Origin of the sequence: Tractidigestivibacter sp. (assembly GCF_050946515.1) — a bacterium.
Taxonomy (GTDB): domain Bacteria; phylum Actinomycetota; class Coriobacteriia; order Coriobacteriales; family Atopobiaceae; genus Tractidigestivibacter.
The window spans coordinates 1-21,685 of sequence record NZ_JBMNUX010000015.1; the positions used below are offsets into that span (position 1 = coordinate 1).

Genomic DNA, 21,685 nt, shown 5'->3' on the forward strand with positions numbered 1-21,685 from the left:
TCCAGACAAACACCCAGCAAAAAAGTACTGCAGAGGGCTCCGTCGAGAACCGACGGAGCCCTTCGTCTGCCTGCAGGGGTTGTAGACGTCTCTCGGGGGGTTGAGGCTGGCTCGCCTACTCCCACTCGATCGTCGCGGGCGGCTTGGGCGTGACGTCGTAGGCGACGCGGTTGACGCCGGGGACCTCGTCGACGATGCGGCTGGAGATCTTGCCCATCACGTCGTAGGGCAGCTTCGCCCAGTCGGCGGTCATTGCGTCGCTGGACTCTACCGCACGCACCACGATCAGGCGGCCGTAGGTGCGCTCGTCTCCCATGACGCCCACCGAGCGGATGGACGGCAGGACGGCGAAGTACTGCCAGCAGCTGTGCTCGGAGTTGCGCTCGCCAGTCTCCTCAAAGAGGCGCTGGTTGTAAGCGTCGAGCTCCTCGCGAACGATGGCGTCGGCCTCCTTCAGCGTGGCGAGCTTGTCGGGCGTGACCTCGCCGATGATGCGGATGGCAAGACCGGGACCGGGGAACGGCTGGCGCCAGACCATCGAGGACGGCAGACCGAGCGTCGTGCCCAGCTCGCGGACCTCGTCCTTGAAGAAGTGGTCGAGCGGCTCAATCAGGTCGAAGTGCACGCCCTCGGGGAACGGGATCAGGTTGTGGTGGCTCTTGATCGTGGATGCCTTGCCGCCGGTCTTGCGCGCGCCGGACTCGATGATATCGGGGTAGATGGTGCCCTGAGCCAGGTACTTCACGCCGTGGAGCTCCTGCGCGACAGCGAAGAACTCCTTCCAAAACTGAGTGCCGATGATGCGGCGCTTCTGCTCGGGGTCGGTAACGCCAGCGAGCAGCTTGGCATAGCGCTCCTCGGCGTGCACGTGCACGAAGTCGACGTCAAACTGCTTGGTGAAGACCTCCTCCACCTGCTCGGGCTCGCCCTTGCGCAACAGGCCGTGGTTCACAAACACGCAGGTGACCTGCTTGCCGATGGCCTTGCTGAGCAGCGCCGCAACCACAGAGGAGTCGACGCCGCCGGAAAGGCCCAGAATCACGCGGTCGGAGCCGACCTTCTCGCGAATCTGCTGGATCATCTGCTGCGCCAAGTTGTCCATGGTCCAGTTGGGCTCAAAGCCGCAGACACCAAACAGGAAGTTCTCCAGGATCTTGGTGCCGTACTCGGTGTGGCGCACCTCGGGATGGAACTGGGTGGCAAACAGGCGGCGGTCGGCATTCTCGTAGGCCGCAATCGGGCAATTCTCGGTGCTGGCCGTCACGACAAAGCCCTCGGGCACCTGGTCAACGGCGTCGCGGTGGCTCATCCAGACGGTCTGGCCGACCTCTGGCGTCCCGTCGAGCAGGACAGACTCGCCATGGCGCGCAAGCTTGGCAGGACCGTACTCGCCCTTGTCGGTATGGCCGACGTGCCCGCCCAGCTTGGCGGCCATGATCTGTTCGCCGTAGCAGAAGCCCAAAATGGGAAGTCCAAGGTCAAAGACGCGTGCGTCCATATCGGGCGCGTTGTCGGCGTAGACGGAGGCGGGGCCACCTGAAAGGATGATGGCAGAGGGGTTCATGGCCCGGAGCTCTTCGGCGGTAATGTCGCAAGGGACAATCTCGGAGTACACGTGCAAATCGCGCACACGGCGGGCAATGAGCTGCCCATACTGAGCGCCAAAGTCAAAGACGGCTACGAACTGCTTAGGCCTTGCCTGTGCCATATGGTCTCCGTTTCTCCGGCAATACCGGCATGTTTTTCAAGCGTTCGACGCCATCATACCCCCTGTCACCGACGCAATGGAGCCGTCCGTTAGCACGAAACCGCTCTTCATGCCTTATACACGCCCATGCTGTAACATCCGACAAATACTCGTAAAGCCTTCTGATGCTTTACAGACTGATATGCAATCGGCGCTAGGGGGGCTTTTGGCCGAAAGAAAAAAGCACCGGAAGATGACCAGTGCAGAGCAGCGCGAACTTTCACGTAGTCACTACAGTGCAAACGAAGACCACTATGATGATCAGCTGCCAGCGCATGCCGCAAGCACGCCGCTGGTGAGTCAACGCGTCGAGGGGTATGACGAGCGTCACCCCAACGGCGATGACTTCGAAGAGGAAAAGCCTGCTCACTTTGCCAGCACGCCTCTGGTTCAGCAGTCGCGGTCTTCGCGATCGAGCAGCCCTGATGGCAATGAGGGCTTCGCAGACTACGATGACAGCTTCGACGATCTTCCCAACTCAAGCGTCGATGAAGACGATGCGCCGAGGGCCGACCGCAATAATGCCAGGTCACGCTCAGGCTCGCACAACCACCTGCGTTCCGCCACATATTCAAACACAGCCGGAACGCGCGCCGAAGGGGCAGCACACTACTCGCGCCGTCGCTCAAAGAAGCGCCACCCCGTGCTCAAAGGCATACTGATCACGCTTCTTGTGCTTGTAGGCGTTTGCGGTGCCGCGCTCGCATGGTATGTCAACGTTCTCAATGGCAAGCTTTCAGGAGATGTGACCCAAGATCTGCGAGACCAGCTTGTCTCCGTAGACTCAGAGGATCCCTTCTATATGCTTCTTCTTGGTGTCGATAAGAGCGATGAGCGCGAAGAGAGCTGGGGGTCTGACACTTCAAATTACCGTGCCGACTCAATCATCCTTGCACGAATCGACCCCAAGGGACAAACGGTAACGCTGATATCCATTCCGCGTGACACGATGGTCGACATGGGAGATTACGGAACGCAAAAAATTAACGCTGCGTACTCGTACGGAGGCGCGGCGTACATGACACAAGTCGTCTCGGAGTTTGCGGGCGTGGACATCTCGCATTATGCGGAGATTGACTTTGAGCAGTTCACGTCCATCGTCGACACTCTTGGCGGCATCGAGGTCACATTGCCCGTCGCCGTATCGGACATGGAATACGCGGGTATCGATTTGCCAGCTGGCACGCAAACGCTCAACGGCGAACAGGCTCTGGAGCTCGTACGCACCCGTCACGCCTATGACGAATACGGCGCCGGTGACTACTATCGCGCCGCGAACCAGCGAATGGTTATCACCGCCATTATTAAGAAAATTCTGCAAAGCGACGCCACGAGCTGGCCGACGCTTATCTCGCAGCTTGCAGATAGTGTTACCACCGACCTCGACGCCACCGAACTCCTCTCGCTCGTCAACCAATTCAAAGACCTCGACACCGACAATGACATCTATTCCGCACGTTGCCCGACAACATCCGAGTACATCAACGGAGTTTGGTACGAGGTTGTCGATGATGACGCTTGGCAAACAATGATGGAGCGCACGGACAACGGGGAGGATCCCTACGAAGAAGGTCAGAGCGACGAAACGGAGGGGATTGCCGGAACTGCGACGAGCGGCACCACTTCTGACGACTCGTCCTCAGATTCAACGGACTCCACGTCGAGCGAGCCCGTATACAGCGGGACCGTGCTCGTGCTAAATGGCACAACGACGTCCGGCCTTGCAAAGAACGCATCCTCTGTGCTCACAAAGGTGGGCTATTCATGCTCGACCGGCAATTCGAGCTCATCCTCGCACGAGAGCACTATCGTCGTGTATAACAGCTCCAATTCGACTACGGCTCAGCAAGAGGCTCAAGGCGTGGCAGAGACGCTGGGGGTTAGCGCCGAGCCCATCGAGAACGACGGGGCCTACTCCACCGAGACGGATGTAGTAGTCATACTAGGCACCGACTACGCCGACTCGCAGTAACGACATCGCCACAAGGCGCACGGGAAAACATAGGGGTCTCGGATTCCTTTAGGAATCCGAGACCCTTTCATTTCGTGCCACTTGAAGGATTGAGATGGAATTCAATACGTTGCTTTTCTAGCTCAAGGCGACAAGGGGGAGCAGAAACTGCTAGATGACGCGAGGAGGTTTGGCCCCTCTGCAGAGAATCTTCGGTTGTAGGTCTTTTGTGGCAGACCTGCCAAGTATCACCTCGCAGGTGCCATTTCTCTACCTGCGGCTCTACGAAAAGTTAGTCCGTTCGTACTCGACCCGTCCGGACAAAAAGACCTACAACCGAAGATTCTCCGCAGGGACCGGGACGCCCCCGCCAAGAGCCAGCCCCGCGCCTTTTGGCGCGGGGCTGGGCGGGCGGCAGGGCCGCCCATGAGGGCGGGCGGCTTGCCGTTAGGATTAATAAACACGGCTCCGGATGTCATCGACGTTTCCCCAGTTGGCGGATAGCGTGACGCCGCTTGGTGTTTATTAATGCGCGGCGATCTGACAAAGCCCAGCCTCTCCTGCTTCGCCAAGGATGATTAATCGAAATTGGGGTGGGGAATCTTCTCGACATCGAAGGTCTCGTTACGCATTTCCTCGTTGTAATACGGGAACGGCGCAACCTTGGCTCGGATTTCGGACTGCAAGCCGGGCGTAGTGCCCCAAATTACCGTGACCTCGGTACCCAGCTCAGCAAGCGTGGAATCTAGCCAGCAAAGAGAAATCTCCTGATGGTGATAGAAGTCAACGATTCTGCCCGAAGCAATGCCAACGAGCTTGCCGTCCTTCATGACCTTGTGGATCTTGAAGTTGGCACCATTGTCGCCAACGTTGGAGATGTCATCCCTGGGGTCAACCGCAGAATTAGTAAGCTGCTGCGCGAAGACTTTACCCACATCCTCGGCATTCCACTCGAGGGTTACGGGCTTGCGCGGCGGATTCTTAGCAATTTCCGCAAGGGCGTCCTTGCCGACGAAGTCGTGGTCCCAATTGATGAGATAGTCCCAGCCCACGTCAAATGGGGTTACATAGGCTGCATCTGGAACATCAGCCGCACTTCCCGTAGCTGGGAACGACGAAATGAGCCCAGCGCCCCACTTGGTCTCGGGAATAGATTCCCAGTACTTCTTTAGCTCCTCACCGCTCTCCCCCAACGGATACCTGAAGTGAATCCACTGGTTGGGATAGCCACCCTGCGTATGGTTCAAAGTGTAGTTAGGCCAAGAGAGTTTACGTATTCCGAACTCCTTGCCAGCCTCGTAGATGGCGCCGTAAACATCTTCAACATACTTCATGTCGCCGTGCATCTCGTAAGCCAGGCAACCGCTCATGCCAAGCCGGTGAATGGTAACGGGCTGACCAGCAATCTCAATGTGATCGTGCTGGGCGAACTTGAGGTGGTGCAAGTCCTTATGTGCGGCTTTCTCCATTATCTGCAACGACTTGGGGCCATCTATCTGAATGAAGAAGTCATTGGTAATCCACTTTCCGTGGACATCCAAGCCCCACTTGGGAGCCATGACCTCGACGTAGAAAGACAGGACAGGTGCCAACCAGTAGCTTCGGTAGAGATTCTCATCAAGGCGCATGAGCACGCCATCGGCCAGGAGCTGACCCCTGTCGTTGCAGAAGAGCGCATGGCGAGAGCCGCCAATCTTCAGACGCTTAAAATCGCGGTTTACGCAGACACGGTTGAGAAGGTCGCAGAGATCAGGACCCCAGACGTCGTAAACCGGCGAGGCGCACAAAGCATAGCCTAACCACGCAGTGTTGCGCGCGGCAAGGAGCTCGTCGCGTGGTCCAGTGTAAAAAGCACCCATGTACTTACCCTTGGGATTCTCGGACATATAGGGGAAGAAGGGCATGAGCATCAGCGCGCCGCTGTTAATATTGCCATCTGGTTCAAACATGTACACGCTCCAATCTGGCAGACTGTTGCGACTGCCAACAAGTTGCCTCCTTTGCGGACGTCGCTTTGGGAGGTTATGCAATATGAGCGTGGCCACGACTCCGTTTATTTCAGTGTATATAGCGGGATAGCGCAGTTGAACCGCTCTTTTTTGCCGCCTGTTATACTCTTCTTGAAGAACCGCCTTTCTTATAGGAAATAGATGCTTTATTTCTTTGCCCCCCCTCTTTCGGATGACCGACCACCCTTGATCGCGCTTATGAATAGCAGACCAGGAAGGGCTCTTGACGATGCGAATTGAATATTTAAGAGAATGCATAGTCGTAGCTGACACGCTGAGTTTTTCTCGTGCTGCTGAGTGTTGCTTTGCGTCGCAGTCAATAATTAGCCGACACGTTCGTGATGTAGAGCGTGAGCTGGGTGTCTATCTGTTTGACCGTTCGACCCACGGAGTTCGGCTAACCGCAACGGGCAAGGTGGCAATCGACGGCTTTCGCCGCGTGGTGAAACAATACGACCAGACCTGTGAGCAACTAGACAAGCTAGGCAAGAGTCTAATCGGAAGCGTCAAGGTGTCAGTCCCGTACTATTGGACTGCTTCTTATGCCGACCAGCTGATAGACGCGTTTCTTGAGCAACATCCGGACTGCAGCGTTTCAATTGTGCCGTGTCTGCCATTGGCAGGGTATAGGCAGATGCTGGAGGGAGAAAGCGATATTGCGCTAATGCCAGAGCTTACGTCGACCCCGGAAGGTGTCGAGTGCCTGCCCTTTGCCGACGATTCAATAAACGCGGTTCTGAACGTCAATAACCCGCTAGCAAAGAGGGGATCTATCAGCTTTTCTGAGGTGTTCAAGAGCGGATATACAGTCTTCCTAACTCCGGCGTATCGAAATCACCTACTCGAGATGCAGAAATGCTACGAATTCGCGGAGCGAGCTAATGCGCAGATTGGCAACATGGAGCAAATCGAAATGACGCCAATCTTGCTGAGAGACGCTAACGGAATAACGCTTGCAACCGCATCAGCAGGAAATATGGACAGACAGTACCTAACAACTGTTCCCCTTACCGGGAAAGACTCAACAATGCGACTCTGCTTCTACTGGCATGCAAATGTAGACAACCCTGCGTTGCTGGCGTTCATTAAAAAAGCTCGAGAGATGGCGAAAATAGAGCTGTAGCGTGCTGGGGCTTGGCCCCTCTGCAGAGAATCTTCGGTTGTAGGTCTTTTATGGCAGGCCTGCCAAGTATCACCTCGCAGGCGCCATTTCTCTACCTGCGGCTCTACGAAATGTTAGCCCGTTCGTACTCGACCCGTCCGGACAAAAAGACCTACAACCGAAGATTCTCCGCAAGGGCCGGGACGCCCCCGCCAAGAGCCAGCCCCCGCGCCTTTTGGCGCGGGGGCTGGGCGGGCGGCAGGGCCGCCCATGAGGGCGGACGGCTGCCGATAGGATTAATAAACACGACTCCGGGTGTCATCGACGTTTCCCCAGTTGGCGGATAGCGTGACACCGCTTGGTGTTTATTAATGCGCGGCCAACCAAGGCCAGACGTGCCAAACAGGACAAAGCAATGCCGCCTCGGACCAGAAATAACCGGACCGGGGCGGCAAAAGACTGCACTAGAGCGGCAGCAAGGACTTGCAGCTACACGTTGAAGCGGAAGACCATTACGTCGCCGTCCTGGACCACGTAGTCTTTGCCTTCCATGCGCAAGCGGCCAGCGTCGCGAGCACCTTGCTCGCCGCCCAGCGTCACATAGTCCTCGTAGCTGATGGTCTCTGCCTTGATAAAGCCTTTCTCAAAGTCAGAGTGGATGACGCCCGCCGCCTCGGGTGCCTTGGCGCCAATGCGAACCGTCCAGGCACGGACCTCCTTGGGACCAGCGGTGAAGAAGCTCTGTAGGCCGAGGGTATGATATGCCGCCTGAGCAAGCGTTTCGAGACCAGAGTGCTCAAGTCCCATGGACTCCAGGTACTCCGCCGCCTCTTCAGGCTCAAGCTCGGCAAGCTCCGCCTCGACCTCGGCACAGATGGGAATGGCCTTTTCTCCATCGATGACAAGGTCATCATGAAGCTGGTCTTCATCACAGTTGGCAACGTAGAGAATGGGCTTCATCGTAAGGAGGAACAGGTCGTGGGCCGCAGCGCGCTCGTCGTCGGTCATGTCCATGGTCGCGGCGCGCTTGCCGTCATTGAGCCATGCCTGCAGGCGCTTGGCAATGTCGAGGCGCGGCTGGTTCTCCTTGTCGCGCTTGGCCTCTTTCTCAAGCTTGGGGATGGAGCGGTCAAGCGAGCCTAGGTCAGCAAGGATGAGCTCAGTCATGATTGTGTCGGCATCAGCCTCGGGATCCACAAAGGCGCCGGTACGACCAGTTTCGCGCATCACGTTGGGATCCTTGAAGTAGCGCACGACCTCGCAGATGGCGTCGCAGTTGCGAATGTTGGCCAGGAACTGGTTGCCAAGCCCCTCGCCTTCGTTTGCGCCCTTCACAAGGCCAGCGATGTCGACAAACTCAACGTTAGCGGGCACGATGCGGGCGGGATGCACGATATCGGCAAGCTTCTGAAGTCGCTCGTCGGGAACATCCACAACGCCCACGTTGGGGTCAATCGTCGCGAAGGGATAGTTCGCCGCAAGGCCACCCTTGCGCGTCAGGGCCGTGAACAGCGTGGACTTGCCTACGTTGGGCAATCCGACGATACCGATGGAAAGTGACACTGGTTCTCCTTAGTCCTTGTCGTCAGCGAGCTTCTCAAGGGAGTCCGCCGTCTTGCTAAGCTGCTTTTTGCCCTTCTCCATAAGTTCCTTGGCCTCTTTTTTGGCCTTGGCTTTCTGGCGAGCAACCTCCTCGGCATTCTTGTCGACTACAACGAGCTCGGTAGCGTCGACCTTCGTCATGGTAAGGGCGTTCTCGGGGCAGATAATGGCGCAAGCGCCGCAGTTGACGCAGTAAGGATGCTGCACGTGAATGCGTCCGGAGTCGTCGAGGTCGATAGCGTGAGTGACGCACGCCTTGACGCAGTCGCCGCACGCGGTGCAAAGGTCAGGATCGCAGACAGGCACCTCGAGCCGGATATCCTTCGCGAGCTCGGCATCATGCTGAAGCCCGCCCATCATGAGCTTGCGGTTCTGCGTCAGCAGGCGCTGACGATTGCTCGTGCTCTTTGCGCCCACAGCGTTCTCGAGCTCGCGCTGCAAGTTGTCAAGCCGCTTTGCGTGGTCAGAAACCTTCTTGGCAACGGCCTGCGCGCCAGCCAGCGTGCGGCTCTTGCGCGTAACCACGGTCTCAGTCGCATGGATGGCCGAGCTCACAAACTGGCTGCGCTTGTACTCTCGCGTGAACTCGTGCGTAAGATCCTTCTCGTCAACCTCAAGGCCGACGGCACCCTTTGCCCACTCCTCCGCCGTTGCAATCGCGTCGGAATAGGTCTGCTCACCAGTGGTGGTACGGCACCGATCGCAGATGCCCAAAGGCAGGTAGACGCTCACGTTTGTGTAGTCAACGAGAATCGAGAACCACAGATCGCGAGAAATCATGCCCACGCAAGGAAGGCAAATCTCGTTTGGCTTGGGTATGCGCTTCAAAGCGCGCGTGCACGTGATGTAGCAGTCCTCGTAGGACGAGGCCACGCGCGCAATGTTGTCGTAGAGCTGCTTTGCCATATGGCGACGCGTGTTGAACGTCTCGGTGGGGCAGACCGCCTGGCAAAGCCCGCACTTGCGGCAGTCGTCCTCCGAGATGTTCACCGCCTTCTTGTGAATCGAGATGGCGTGAGTAGGGCAGACGTCTAGGCAGCGGCGGCAGGCGTCGTCTCGATCGGAGTTGCAGCGCAAGCAGCGGCTAGCGTTGGCCCAAGGCTTTTCCTTATAGCTTGCGGGGTCGAAGACCTTGCGCTTTGCGGGGTCCTCGGCAAGCGAGTCCGCAATGCCGGAAAGCGGGTTTGAGACCGCCTGCCAGTCGTCCTGAATATCAATAAGATCGTCGAGAAGATCGCGCTTCTTTTCGGCCACTGTAAAATCCGCCTCTCCTACCGATGGCACAACTAATACATTGTATCTTTCCCAGCAGTAGCGCAGGCCGAAGCTGCCCAAGACTCTAGCCAACGAGCGGCAACTTCGCAGCTACGATTCTGCGGATCGACTCGTCAATGCGATCATCGGTTATCGTGCCGGCGGAGACCGCGTCAAGCACGGCATTGTATGCCTGCGTGAAATCTGCGGGACCCAGCACCATGTCTTCTCCCGCCTGGATGGCCCTCACCGCAATCTCCCCAGCATCGCCAAAGCTCGTGATGGCACCCATACCGCACGAGTCGGTGATCGCGACACCCGTAAAGCCAAGCCGGTCGCGGAGGATGCCCTGGACCACGTCCGAGCAGATCGACGCGGGCGTGTCGTCACCCGACACGCCGGGACAGCCAAGGTGACCGACCATGACCATAGCGGCTCCGGCATCGATGGCGGCCTTGAAGGGGACAAGCTCGGCCTCTGCCAGCTCATCGACCGTCTTATCAAGAGAGATGGGCTCTGTCTCGAAGTCGCCGGTGGCAGCGCCAATGCCCGGGAAGTGCTTGGCCGTGCAAAAGATGCCCGCATCGGCAAAGCCTCTGACGGCCTGCTCGACCATCGAAGCCACAAGCTCTGGGTCGGAGCCAAACGAGCGCTTGGCCATCACCGTGGCGGAGGGGTTGTAGCAGACGTCGCAGTCGGGGGCAAAATCCGTGTTGAAGCCGAGGTCAACGAGGTAGGAGCCAATGTAGTTGCAGGCTGTGTAGGCATTTTGCGCGTCTCCGGTCGCCCCGACGTCGCACATGTTGCCCACGTCTTGAACGCCGAAGGAGCTGTTGTGCGCCACCCGGGCGACTGTGCCGCCCTCCTCGTCAACGGAGAGAAACGGGGGAAGCCCGCACGCGTCGGTAACGTACGTTGTAGTGTTTGCGAGCAGGGCCCTAGTCTGGTCGGGGTTCTGGAGGTTCTGCGCGAAATAGATGATGCCTCCGACCGGATAGCGCGAGTAGGCCTCTTTGCTCGTGTCGGCCGCGACGGTGACGGGGCTGACGCCCATGAGCGATTCCGGACGCACGAAGAAGAGCTGCGCGACTCTCTGCTCGAGGGTAAGGCCAGAGACAATCTCGTCCACGCGCTGCTGGGCGAGCTCCTCTTCACTGGGCTGTGACGCTTGCGGCACATCTTGCTGCGCGTCGTCTCCGGAGTCGGACTGCCCGGAGTCCTCCTGTTGGGATCCCTGCTCCCCAGTCGAGCAGCCCGCAAGCAGCGAGACGCCTGCGCCAGCTCCCAGCGATAGAAAACCCCTCCTTGTCAATGCGCGCTCTCCCCGCCGCATTCGCCCTCCTCGAACCACGACAATCGCTCGCTAGCATAGCCTCCTCAAGGCCAGCCTACAAGGGAAAGAAAAAGCCCGGCTCCATTGAGGAGCCGGGCTTAAGAGTCGCTAGAGGGACAGGCGATTAGTACATGCCGCCACCCTGGCCGCCCTGAGCGGCAGCCCTGGAGATGGCCTCCTCGATCGTGGTGTCCTTGGGCTCATCGGAGACGGTGGCCTCGGTGATAAGGATCAGCGACGCGACGGAAGCGGCGTTCTGGAGCGTGGTGCGGGTAACCTTGACCGGGTCGAGCACGCCCATCTCAATCATGTCGCCATACTTGCCGGTTGCGGAGTCAAGGCCCTGACCAGCGGGCAGGCCCTTGATCTTCTCGACCACGACGGAGCCCTCATAGCCAGCGTTGTTAGCGATGGTCTTCACAGGAGCCTCGAGGGCCTTGCGGATGATGTCGACGCCAATCTGCTCGTCAGCGTCAGCGCAGTCGACCGAGTCGAGCGCCTTGGAGGCCTCGACGAAGGCGACGCCACCGCCAGCGACAATGCCCTCCTCGACAGCCGCGCGGGTGGCCTGCAGGGCGTCCTCGATGCGGTGCTTGATCTCCTTGAGCTCAACCTCGGTAGCAGCGCCAACCTTGATGACAGCCACGCCGCCGGAGAGCTTGGCAAGGCGCTCCTGGAGCTTCTCGCGGTCGAAGTCAGAGGTGGTGTTCTCAATCTCGCCCCTGATCTGAGCGATGCGCTCGTCGATGGCGTCCTTGGAGCCGGCGCCGCCCACGATGGTGGTGTCGTCCTTGGTGATCTTGACGCTCTTGGCGCGGCCGAGCATCTCGGCGGTAACGTCGGAAAGCTGGATGCCGAGCTCCTTCATGGCAACCTGGCCGCCGGTCAGGACTGCGATGTCCTCGAGCATGCGCTTGCGACGGTCGCCATAGCCAGGAGCCTTGACGGCGCAGACGTTCAGCGTGCCGCGAAGCTTGTTGAGGATCAGCGTTGCCAGAGCCTCGCCGTCGACGTCCTCAGCAACAATCAGCAGCGGCGCGCCCTGCTTGGAGACGGCCTCGAGAATCGGCAGGATGTCCTGGATGTTCGAGATCTTCTGGTCGGTCATCAGGATGTAGGGGTCCTTCAGCTCGGCCGTCATGGTGTCGTTGTTGGTCGCGAAGTACGGGGAGATGTAGCCCTTGTCAAACTGCATGCCCTCGACGGTGTCGATGTCGATGCCGAAGGTCTGGGACTCCTCGACGGTGATGACGCCGTCCTTGCCCACAACCTCCATGGCGTCAGCAATCTTATTGCCAATCTCGGGGTCGCCAGCGGAGATGGTGCCGACAGAGGCAATCTGCTCCTTGGTGGAAATCTCGACAGCGGACTTCTTCATCTCGTCGACCACGGCGTCGACGGCCTTGTCGATGCCGCGACGGATGGCAATCGGGTTAGCGCCAGCGGCGACGTTGCGAAGGCCCTCGTTGACAATGACCTGAGCAAGCAGAGTTGCAGTGGTGGTGCCGTCACCCACGGTGTCGTTGGTCTTGGTGGCGACCTCCTTCACCAGCTGGGCGCCCATGTTCTCGATGGGGTCCTTGAGCTCGATCTCCTTGGCGACAGAGACGCCGTCGTTGGTGATCGTGGGAGCGCCATAGGAGCGCTGAAGGGCAACATAGCGACCCTTGGGGCCCATGGTGGTGGTGACTGCGTCAGCGAGGGTGTTCACGCCCTTGGCGAGCTTGGCACGCGCATCGGTGCCGAAAACAATGTCCTTAGCCATTTTTTCTGTTTCTCCTTATTGAGTGATTGCTGCGAAAAAGTTAGTCGTTAATGATGGCGTAGATGTCATCAGCACGGAGGAGCAGGAAGTCCTCGCCGTCAATCTTGACCTCGTTGCCACCAAACTTGCCATAGAAGACCTGGTCGCCAGCCTTGACGTCCATGGGAATGCGCTCGCCCTTGTCGTTCAGCTTGCCAGCGCCGACGGCGATAACCTCGCCGCGCTGCGGCTTCTCCTGTGCGCCAGAGGAGATGTAGAGACCAGAAGAGGTCTTCTCCTCCTTGGGAGCGGGCTTGACGAGAACACGATCACCCAGCGGTTGAAGAGTCATAGTTAGGAACCTCCTTTTGGGGTGCCCACGGCACCTGAGTTACCGGCTTTGGAGCTCTGTGAGCCCCCGCCTCCTGTCCAACGCTCATTTTTCTACCCAAGGATTCGAACTTGATGCACATAGAAAGAAAAAATCTTCCGAAATGGACTTAGATTTTCTGCCATCGAGCGCTTTATCCCCAAAGACAGCTTTCAGGGGGGCGCTTGCCCTCATCGCCATATGCTGGGAACATTAAGCTTACAATGGGTTCACATGGCAGTCCGTCAAAGAAACGGGGTATCGATGCGCGAGCTTGAGGAGAGAATCCGTCAGGAGGGCATTGTCCGCGAGGGAAACGTTCTTAAGGTGGACAGCTTCCTCAATCATCAGTGCGACGTTGATCTGTACAACCGCATGGGCGCTGAGTGGGCGCGTCGCTTCAAGGGAGTTCCCGTCGACAAGATCTTGACCATCGAGGCCTCGGGCATTGGCATCGCCTGCGCCACCGCCCCGCACTTCAACAATGTCCCGGTTGTCTTTGCGCGCAAGTCGCAGTCGATCAACCTCGATGGCGAGCAGTACGTGGCCAAGGTGCACAGCTACACGCACGGCAACGACAACACCGTGATTGTGGCCAAGCGCTTCCTGAAGCCGGGCGAGAACGTGCTTCTTATTGACGACTTCCTCGCCAACGGCTGCGCGCTTGATGGACTGATCGAGATCTGCAAGCAGGCAAAGGCAACTGTAGTGGGCATTGGCGTGGCCATCGAGAAGGGCTTCCAGCCCGGCGGCAAGCGCCTGCGCGAGGCCGGCTATGACGTTGAGTCGCTGGCTATCGTAAAGTCAATGGACGTCGCAACCGGCAACATCGAATTTGAGGCTCAGAGCAACTAGGGGCCCTAGAAGTTGGCCGGCTCTGCACAGCCGCATATGCAGCGGCCGCCCGCGGGGACAGCCCACGGGCGGCCGCTTTTTTGCACAGGGTACGGCGCCGGCTGGCGGCCCAGCGCGCATTCGGCAGGCTACAGCCCCTTGAGCTCCTCGAGCCAAAGCGTGGAGCAGGCGTCGGACGGCATGCGCAGATCTCCGCGAGGAGAGACCGCGGCCGAGCCAACCTTGGGACCGTCGGGAAGGCAGCTGCGCTTGAACTGCTGGGCAAAGAAGCGCCGGTAGAAGGTCTTCTCCCACTTGAGGATCGTTGCGTCATCGTACTCGGAGCCAAGCGCATAGCGCGCCAGCCGATAGACCTTGCGCGGAGAGAATCCGCGGCGAAGCACCTGGTACAGGAAGAAGTCGTGCAGCTCGTAGGGGCCAACAAGGTCCTCGGTACGCTGCGAGATGGTGCCGTCGCCCGTCGCGGGCAGAAGCTCCGGAGAGACGGGGGTGTCCAGGATGTCCAGCAATATGGAGCTTTCTTCCTCGTTTTCGCAGGTGTCGGCCACGTATCGCACAAGGTGGCGCACCAGCGTCTTGGGCACGCTCGCGTTGACCCCGTACATCGACATGTGGTCGCCGTTGTAGGTGGCCCATCCCAGCGCCAGCTCGGAGAGGTCGCCCGTACCGATGACCATGCCGCCCTCTTGGTTGGCGATGTCCATCAAGATCTGCGTGCGCTCACGAGCCTGGCTGTTCTCGTAGGTGACGTCGTGGTCGGCCTCGTCGTGGCCGATGTCGGAGAAGTGCTGGCGCACGGCGTCAGAGATGTTGACCTCGCGCAGGTCGGCGCCGATGACGTCGGCCAGCGTCGTGGCGTTTCCGTGCGTGCGGCCAGTTGTTCCAAAGCCGGGCATCGTCACGGCGATGATGCCGGAATGGTCGAGGTCGAGCAGGTCAAACGCTCGCGCAGTCACTAGAAGCGCAAGCGTAGAGTCAAGGCCGCCAGACACGCCCACGACGGCGCAGCGCGAGTGGGTGTGCTCAAGGCGCTTTGCCAGGCCGTGCGCCTGGATGGCAAAGACGTCCTCGCAGCGCTCGGAGCGCTTTTCGGCGGAGCTGGGCACAAAGGGGTGCGGGTCAACATAGCGCGTAAGCTTGGTCTCGCTCATGGAAAGCGAGAACTCCGTGGTCAGATACCCCGCCTCTTCGGGAGCGGCGGCGGTCTGGAAGCTGGACATGCGACGGCGCTCTGCAGCAATGAGCTGCATGTCAAGCTCGCTCGTTGCCGAGCCATCCCCAAAGGGTGCCCCCTCGGCGAGAAGCACGCCATTCTCGGCAACCATATCGTGACCGGAATAGACGACATCCTGCGTGGATTCGCCCCAGCCGGCGCTCGCGTAGAGGTAGCCGCAGACTAGGCGCGCTGACTGACCAACAACGAGGTCGCGACGATAGTCGGCCTTGCCGACGATGGCGTTTGAGGCAGAGGGGTTGCAAATCAGCGTGGCGCCGGCGAGCGCGTGGCTCACCGAGGGAGGGTTGGGAACCCAAAGGTCCTCGCAAATCTCAACGGCCACCGAGAGGTCGGGAACTTGGCGGCAGCAGAACAGCTGGTCGGTGCCGAAGGGCACGTTGCGCTCGCCCGCAACGCTTACCATCACGGGAGAGTCAGGACCCACGGAGAAGTGCCTGCCCTCATAGAACTCGTTGTAGGTGGGGATGTTGCGCTTTGGGACCAGCCCCAGCACGCGACCGGCGCACAGCACGGCCGCGACGTTATAGAGCTTTGCGCCCGCGCGGAAGGGCAGCCCAAGCACGATCAGCGCGTTGACGTGTGCGGTTTGCGCAGCAACGCGAGCAAGACCCTTCTCCGCGGCATCAAGCAGCGTGTTCTGCCAGAAGAGGTCCTCGCAGGTATAGCCCGTGATGCAGAGCTCGGGCAGCAAGATCACCTTAGCGCCGTCGTTGGCTGCCTCGCGAATGCATTCGAGGCACGACTCGACGTTATAGGTGACATCCGCGACGCGAACCTCCGGCGTCTTGGCGGCAACTTTCACAAATCCGTCCTGCATGGTGGCTCCTATCGCCTGCGAACCAGCTGTAATGCGTCTATCGTAGCCGTTTCACAGGTCATGGCGCGAGCCAGATGCGCCCAGGTCGGCCATCGGACCGTCCTCGACTGCCATCAAGCGCCAGTCAGCTAGACCTCCCAGCGAGGCGGAACGGGCGCGTCGGTTGTCGACCAGGTTCCCAGCGGGGCGTTGGGCTGCGCATCGAGCGTGAGCGGCGCGAAGTTGCCAGCGCGATACGAGCGCAGCGCCGCGACCGAGATCATCGCGGCGTTGTCACCGCAAGCGCGCATGGGCGGCACGGTCACGCGCACGCCACGTTTGCCGAACTCGCGCTTGTACGCCTCGCGGAGCTGCGGGTTCGCCGCTACGCCGCCGCCAACGCAGAAGTCGGAGACTCCCGTCTCCTCCACCGCGCGCACGGCCTTGGCCACCTGCACGTCGATGACCGCGGCCTCGAAGGACGCCGCAAGGTCGGGCAGGTCGATGGGTCTGCCGGCGCGGTTCTCGCCCTCGATGTAGGTGATCACGGCGGTCTTGAGGCCAGAGAGCGAGAAGGAATAGTCGCCGGAGTGCATCATGGCACGCGGGAAGTGGATGGCTTTGGGATTGCCCTTGGCGGCAAGCTTGCTGATCACGGGACCGCCTGGATACCCCAGGCCCAGCGCCTTGGCAACCTTGTCGAAGGCCTCGCCTACGGCATCGTCAATCGTCGAGCCAAGCACCTCGTAGTCGCCCCAGCCCCGCACGTGCACCAGCATCGTGTTGCCTCCTGAGACAAGGCTTGCCACGAAGGGCGGCTCGAGGTCGGGCGTCTCGAAGAGGTTCGCAAGCAGGTGCCCCTCAAGATGGTGCACCGCGATAAGCGGAAGACCCGTTGCCGAGCAAAGCCCCTTGGCGAACGCCACGCCCACCACAAGCGCGCCAACAAGCCCCGGACCTGCGGTGACGCCGACGGCAGACAGGTCGGAGGCGGCAAGCGTGTCGCAGCCGAAGTGCGCGCCGGCCTGCGCAAGCGCCTCTTCGTACACACCGACAATGGCCTCGACGTGCTTGCGGCTCGCAATCTCGGGAACGACGCCGCCAAAGCGCGCGTGGAAGTCGACCGAGGTGGCCACCACGCTCGAGCACACGGTTCCATGCGAGTCGACCACGGCCATAGCGGTCTCGTCGCAGGAGGACTCGATGGCAAGCACCAGGTCGCCCGCCGCCTCAAGCGCGGCCTTGGTCTTGGCCGAGCGCTCCCCCACGGCAATCGGCCACGGGCGGATGGAGGCGTGTGGCTCAACGCGTTCGCCCACGTGCTCTGCGTCGACGGAAAGCGGCAGCTCAGCGCGCAGAATCAGCGCGTCGTGAGCCTCGGCACCCGCTCCGTAGTATCCGGGACGGCGCCCAACCTCAGCAAAGCCCAGATGGGCATAAAGACCGCGAGCGGGGTCGTTTTTCTCGTCCACCTCAAGCGAGATGGTCTGGGCGCCCAGCATCTGCGCGTCATAGGCAAGGCGCGACACCAAGCGCGCGCCAATGCCCTGGCGACGGCGCGCGGCGTCGACCACGACCTCCTCTACCTCAAAGTCGCCTCCGGCAAGCAGCCCGCCCGCAAAGCCAATAATGTGGCCCAGGTCGTGGGCAACCCACCAGCTGCGGCCGGGCTGCGAGAGCTCCTCGTAGAAAAGCTTCTCTGACCAGGGAGTATGCGCCGTCCCCTCGTAAGTGACCGCCTCAAGGGCGGCTACTGCGGAGAGGTCGTTTACGGACATGGGCCGAAGCTGCAGGTGACGACCCGCAAGCGCGTCGTCCACGCCCGTCACGGCAACGCTTGCCGGAGCAGCAAGCCCCAAGCGGCGGCGCTCGTTCTCCTCGGCGTCAGAAAGGCGCGTGTAGATGGGCAAAACCAGCGCGGGGTCGCCATCGCCCAAAGACGGCCTCAGCTCGGGCGACGCGGCGGCAAGGAGAAGCCCCTCGCCTGTCGGATACCACGTCGATTCGTCGGTAAAGCGAGAGAAGCCCGCTGCCTCAAAGCGGTCGCGATACTTGAAAAGCCCATTTCCGGTAAGCGTGAGCTGGTCCTTGTCGGGGCGATTGGCCCATGTGGACACGCAGTCGTCCGCCTTAAGGACGGTCTCCGCCGGAAAGCGGCGATGGGCGCCGTCGCTATCCAGCTGATAGATGCCGGGATAGACCTCCTTGCGCATGGCGTCGTCCGCCACGGCGAGAAGTCCGCGCACGCCTGCAGACCAGGCAGTCCACGCCGTGGCATCCATAACAGACACGCCATAGAGCGGCTTAGAGAGGCCGCAGGCTATGCCCTTTGCCGTTGCGATGCCAATTCGCACGCCCGTAAACGACCCGGGACCGCGCCCTACGAGCACGGCATCGAGGTCGTCCATGGAAAGGCCGCGCTCATCGAGCGCCTCGAGCGCGCACGAGACGAGCTCGACGTTGGCCTTGCGGCGGCAGAGATGGTCACGCGAGGCCAGCACCTCGACGCCCGGCGCGCCTTCGCCAAGCCCAACGCGCGCAACGGCGCAGGCGAGCATGTCCGTGGACGTGTCGATGGCAAGAACGAGCGAGCCGCCCTTCTCGCCATTCACGGCAGCACCATTAGTTTTATCAGGCATTCAAACCCCCTGACGTGCGATTCTTTCACGGGTGATAGTGTAGCCTCCGCGCGCCAACAATACGCGCGGGAAGCCCCCGCCCCCTGATCTGTACGCACAAATCAGAAAAGATGTGATGAGGAGAAGGTGGTAGGGGCGGTGGGACTCGAACCCACAATCCTTTCGGCGAGAGATTTTAAGTCTCCTGCGTATGCCAATTCCGCCACGCCCCCGTAGTGTTGCACAAAGCCATTCGGCACCCTAGCACGTCCAGCCGGGCCAAGGTCCAAGACTACGCCAAAGGCCTCATGGTCGGCTTCCAGACGATTGGCGACTGCGTGCCAGCAAGCGCTGCGGCAGCAACAATCGAAAGCCCGAACAGCAAGTCGCTTTCGCTCACCGTAAGCGTATCAAATCCGGTCTGCTTCATAAGCTCGTCAATTGCGACCGCCCCGCCCAAGATGACAGGCGCCCTCTTGGGCTGGATGCCCGGAAGCGCCGCGCGGCTCTTAACGTCCAAGGTCGCCAGCTTCTTCTCAAGTGCCTGCACGTCGGCTCTCGAAAGCTCGTGGAGGTGCACGTAGGCGGGATCATAGGGGTCGAGCTCCGCGTCGACTGCCACGAGCGTGGTGACCGTGCCGCCCGTCACGACGAGCTTCTCTGGCTTGCCGAGCTTTTCGCCCGCCTTTTCAAGCGCCTCGGAGAAGAGCTTGCCGGCGCAGTCGTGAGCGCGAGCCAAATCGTCTGCCGAAGGCGGGTCCTGACGAGAGAGAAAGCGCTCAGTCAGGCGGCGGCAGCCAACGTTTGCGGAGTAGACCCACGAAAGGGCCAGCCCATCCTTGTTGAAGGATCCCACGGCCAGCTCGGTAGAACCTCCGCCGTTGTCAGCAACAAGGATTCGCTTGCCGGGAAAGTCGCGAGAGACGCCCAAAAACGTGAGCGACCCCTCAATCTCCCCCGGGATCACGATGGGGTCAAGGCCCAGCGAGGCCAGCGCGGCACCCAGCTCTGGAGAGTTCTCCGCATCACGAGCGGCGCTGGTGAGCGTGCAGCAAGCAGCCTGGGCACCGGACTTTTTTGCTTCGTCCACATAGCCCTTCACGCAGGCAAACACGCGCTCCATGGCCTCCTGCGCAAGGCGCCCCGTCTTGTCAACGTCTTGTCCAAGGTTGCAGATGGTCGACTGCTTGCCCAGGCGGATGACCTGCGTGCCCTCGACATCGGCGATGGCAAGGCGACAAGTGACTGTTCCGATATCAATGACCGCAACGCGATGCATTAGCTCTGCCCCTCATATCCAAAGATGAAGTCAAGCGCCGAAATGTACCAGGGGACTTCGGCGGAGACGACATCGCCCGAGCCTACGACCTCGGTAGTCTGGTCGTCTTCCTCAAGGCCTTCGACAACCACGCCCGTCTCGCCATCCTCCACATAGCCGCGCTTGCGAGCAAGGTCCTCGATGCCCTCGGTGGTTGTGAGCGTGTTGACATCTTCCGTGAGCTGCTCGTTGCTCTGGACAGACGCGTCATAGGTGGCCTGCAGGTCAAGACCCTCGCGCCATGCTTCATAGTAGTCGCACGCAGGACCGTACAGCATCACAAAGGAGGCAAAGATGACGACGAGCGTAATGACGAGCTTGCGATGGGCGCTAAAAAAGTTGCTCGCCCAGCTGACGCCAGCGCGGCCAGCGCTGCCCGCCTTCGTCACGTCGTCCTTCTTGCCCTTTCTTGCATTGGACGAGCTGTCACGCCTTGAGCGCGCCGACGCGCGGTCAGTCGCCGTCGAAGAGCTGCGACTTGTTGACGCTCTCCGGGACGCCCTCTCAGAGCGACCAGACCCGCTCGCACGCGACGTAGCGAGCGACGTTCGCGAGGTCGGTCGAAGCGTTGAGCTGCGACGCATGGCGATTGCGCCGTTGCCCGCGGCATCGCTTGCGACGCTAGCCTGCGTCGCACGAGTGCGCCTCGTTCCGAACGATGTTGTGGATGAGAGAGTGCCCATGCTGCTTCGATTCTTGCTCGTTTGCCTATCGGCGCGATCGGACTGCGCCGCGGGTTAGGATTAGTTATACCAGACGCCACCCGTCGATTTTCTCTGGGCGGAGCTTCTCCTCTTGCTTAGCACGGACCCACCATTCGTTGAGCTCGGCTGTCGAAAGGCTCTCGAGAGAGACGCCCTGCTCGCGTGCCTGGCGCTCCATGCGCAACCATCGCGCGCGGAACTTCTTGTTGCTTCGATCTAGGGCGCGCTCAGCGTCGATGCCCTCCATGCGAGCGACGTTCACCAGCGAGAAGAGCAGGTCTCCAAACTCCATCTCGCGCTCGGGCGTGCCGGGCTTCTCGGCTTCAAACTCCGCGCGCTCCTCGGCGACCTTGTCCCACACGCCCGATACGTCATCCCAGTCAAATCCCGCGCGCGCCGCACGAGAAGAAATCTTTTGGCACTGCATAAGCGCCGGCATCGACCTTGGCACAGAGTCGAGAAGGCCAGGCTGCTCGGGTGGCTCGGCCTCCTCCGCAGGCCCCGCGGAAGCCTCACGCTCCTCGCGCTTCACCCTTGCCCAGATGTCCTCGACCTGCTCGGGAGTGTCGGCGCTCACGTCAGAAAAGACGTGGGGATGGCGGCGGACGAGCTTCTCGTCGATGCCGCGGCACACGTCGTCGATGGCGAAGCTCCCCTCTTCGGAGGCTATCTGGGCATTAAGGACAACCTGATAGAGCACGTCTCCCAGCTCCTCCTGCACGTGCGCCTCAGCGGCGGAGGAGCTCGACGCGTCCGCGCTTGCCGTGGCGGCCATGGCGTCGGCGGCCTCGTAGGCCTCTTCAATCATGTAGCGCACCAGCGAGGCGTGCGTTTGCTCGCGGTCCCAAGGGCAGCCGCCCGGCTCGCGCAAACGGCGCACCGTGCCAACAAGGTGATAAAACGCGGACGCATTGCCCTGGCCTCGATCTTGCGCGGGGAGGGCTTCCTTCTCGCTGTCGTCGTTCTGGGTCATACTGCCTGTCTCCTCTTTACGCTCGGGCGCAGGTCGCCTCTGCTGTGATGTTACGCACGCTTGCGCCTAAGG

General features: G+C 60.5%; 15 protein-coding genes, 1 tRNA gene and 1 pseudogene. 4 read left to right on the forward strand and 13 right to left on the reverse strand.

The annotated features are described in order from the left end of the window. Positions 1–115: 115 nt before the first annotated feature. Entirely contained in the window at positions 116–1,708 is a 1,593-nt protein-coding gene (gene guaA / locus ACOYJL_RS08790) for a glutamine-hydrolyzing GMP synthase (RefSeq protein WP_433569856.1), read from the reverse strand. 232 nt (positions 1,709–1,940) lie between these two features. Between guaA and ACOYJL_RS08795 the strand changes: the two genes are divergently transcribed. Beyond that, entirely contained in the window at positions 1,941–3,719 is a 1,779-nt protein-coding gene (locus ACOYJL_RS08795) for an LCP family protein (RefSeq protein ID WP_433569857.1), read from the forward strand. 557 nt (positions 3,720–4,276) lie between these two features. Here ACOYJL_RS08795 and ACOYJL_RS08800 read toward each other — a convergent pair. Continuing rightward, positions 4,277–5,647 carry a hypothetical protein gene (locus tag ACOYJL_RS08800; RefSeq protein ID WP_433569858.1) on the reverse strand — a complete coding sequence of 457 codons (1,371 nt, stop codon included), beginning with the start codon at positions 5,645–5,647 and terminating at the stop codon, positions 4,277–4,279. A gap of 289 nt (positions 5,648–5,936) precedes the next feature. Between ACOYJL_RS08800 and ACOYJL_RS08805 the strand changes: the two are divergent. Both ACOYJL_RS08805 and ACOYJL_RS08810 read left to right on the forward strand, forming a co-directional pair. After that, a pseudogene (locus tag ACOYJL_RS08805) lies at positions 5,937–6,110 on the forward strand (helix-turn-helix domain-containing protein); the annotation flags it as partial. Between the two features lie 12 nt (positions 6,111–6,122). After that, positions 6,123–6,830: a substrate-binding domain-containing protein gene (locus ACOYJL_RS08810; protein ID WP_433569892.1), complete on the forward strand. Its 708-nt coding sequence runs from the start codon at positions 6,123–6,125 to the stop codon at positions 6,828–6,830. Between the two features lie 468 nt (positions 6,831–7,298). Here ACOYJL_RS08810 and ychF read toward each other — a convergent pair whose 3' ends face one another. The 5 genes from ychF to groES all read right to left on the reverse strand — a co-directional run bounded on the left by ychF (position 7,299) and on the right by groES (position 13,094). Continuing rightward, positions 7,299–8,372: a redox-regulated ATPase YchF gene (gene ychF, locus ACOYJL_RS08815; protein ID WP_433569859.1), complete on the reverse strand. Its 1,074-nt coding sequence runs from the start codon at positions 8,370–8,372 to the stop codon at positions 7,299–7,301. A gap of 9 nt (positions 8,373–8,381) precedes the next feature. Next, positions 8,382–9,665 carry a 4Fe-4S dicluster domain-containing protein gene (locus tag ACOYJL_RS08820; RefSeq protein WP_433569860.1) on the reverse strand — a complete coding sequence of 428 codons (1,284 nt, stop codon included), beginning with the start codon at positions 9,663–9,665 and terminating at the stop codon, positions 8,382–8,384. Between the two features lie 85 nt (positions 9,666–9,750). Next, positions 9,751–10,977, reverse strand: a complete 1,227-nt coding sequence (locus ACOYJL_RS08825; RefSeq protein WP_433569861.1) for a glycoside hydrolase family 3 protein — start codon at positions 10,975–10,977, stop codon at positions 9,751–9,753. A 145-nt stretch (positions 10,978–11,122) separates the two neighbouring features. Beyond that, positions 11,123–12,763, reverse strand: a complete 1,641-nt coding sequence (groL, locus tag ACOYJL_RS08830) for a chaperonin GroEL (protein ID WP_433569862.1) — start codon at positions 12,761–12,763, stop codon at positions 11,123–11,125. 40 nt (positions 12,764–12,803) lie between these two features. Next, entirely contained in the window at positions 12,804–13,094 is a 291-nt protein-coding gene (groES, locus tag ACOYJL_RS08835; RefSeq protein WP_433569863.1) for a co-chaperone GroES, read from the reverse strand. A 282-nt stretch (positions 13,095–13,376) separates the two neighbouring features. Here groES and ACOYJL_RS08840 point away from each other — a divergent pair, with 282 nt between their 5' ends. Continuing rightward, positions 13,377–13,967, forward strand: coding sequence for a xanthine phosphoribosyltransferase (locus ACOYJL_RS08840; protein WP_433569893.1), 591 nt, complete (start codon positions 13,377–13,379; stop codon positions 13,965–13,967). A gap of 128 nt (positions 13,968–14,095) precedes the next feature. On the opposite strand, the gene ACOYJL_RS08845 is transcribed toward ACOYJL_RS08840, so the two are convergent. The 6 genes from ACOYJL_RS08845 to mazG form a co-directional block, all read right to left on the reverse strand. Then, positions 14,096–16,021: an NAD(+) synthase gene (locus tag ACOYJL_RS08845; protein ID WP_433569864.1), complete on the reverse strand. Its 1,926-nt coding sequence runs from the start codon at positions 16,019–16,021 to the stop codon at positions 14,096–14,098. A 128-nt stretch (positions 16,022–16,149) separates the two neighbouring features. Then, positions 16,150–18,639: a tRNA (adenosine(37)-N6)-threonylcarbamoyltransferase complex transferase subunit TsaD gene (tsaD, locus tag ACOYJL_RS08850; protein ID WP_433569865.1), complete on the reverse strand. Its 2,490-nt coding sequence runs from the start codon at positions 18,637–18,639 to the stop codon at positions 16,150–16,152. Positions 18,640–18,766: 127 nt separating this feature from the next. Further along, positions 18,767–18,851: transfer RNA gene (locus ACOYJL_RS08855), tRNA-Leu, on the reverse strand. Between the two features lie 59 nt (positions 18,852–18,910). Further along, the gene (locus ACOYJL_RS08860; RefSeq protein WP_433569866.1) at positions 18,911–19,897 is read right to left on the reverse strand and encodes a phosphatase; all 987 of its coding nucleotides are present in this window, start codon (positions 19,895–19,897) and stop codon (positions 18,911–18,913) included. Further along, on the reverse strand, positions 19,897–20,619 hold the full coding sequence (locus ACOYJL_RS08865) for a septum formation initiator family protein (RefSeq protein WP_433569867.1): 723 nt from the start codon (positions 20,617–20,619) through the stop codon (positions 19,897–19,899). Before ACOYJL_RS08865 ends, ACOYJL_RS08860 begins: the two co-directional genes overlap by 1 nt. Before the next feature lie 64 nt (positions 20,620–20,683). Then, positions 20,684–21,613: a nucleoside triphosphate pyrophosphohydrolase gene (gene mazG, locus ACOYJL_RS08870; RefSeq protein WP_433569868.1), complete on the reverse strand. Its 930-nt coding sequence runs from the start codon at positions 21,611–21,613 to the stop codon at positions 20,684–20,686. Positions 21,614–21,685: the final 72 nt, after the last annotated feature.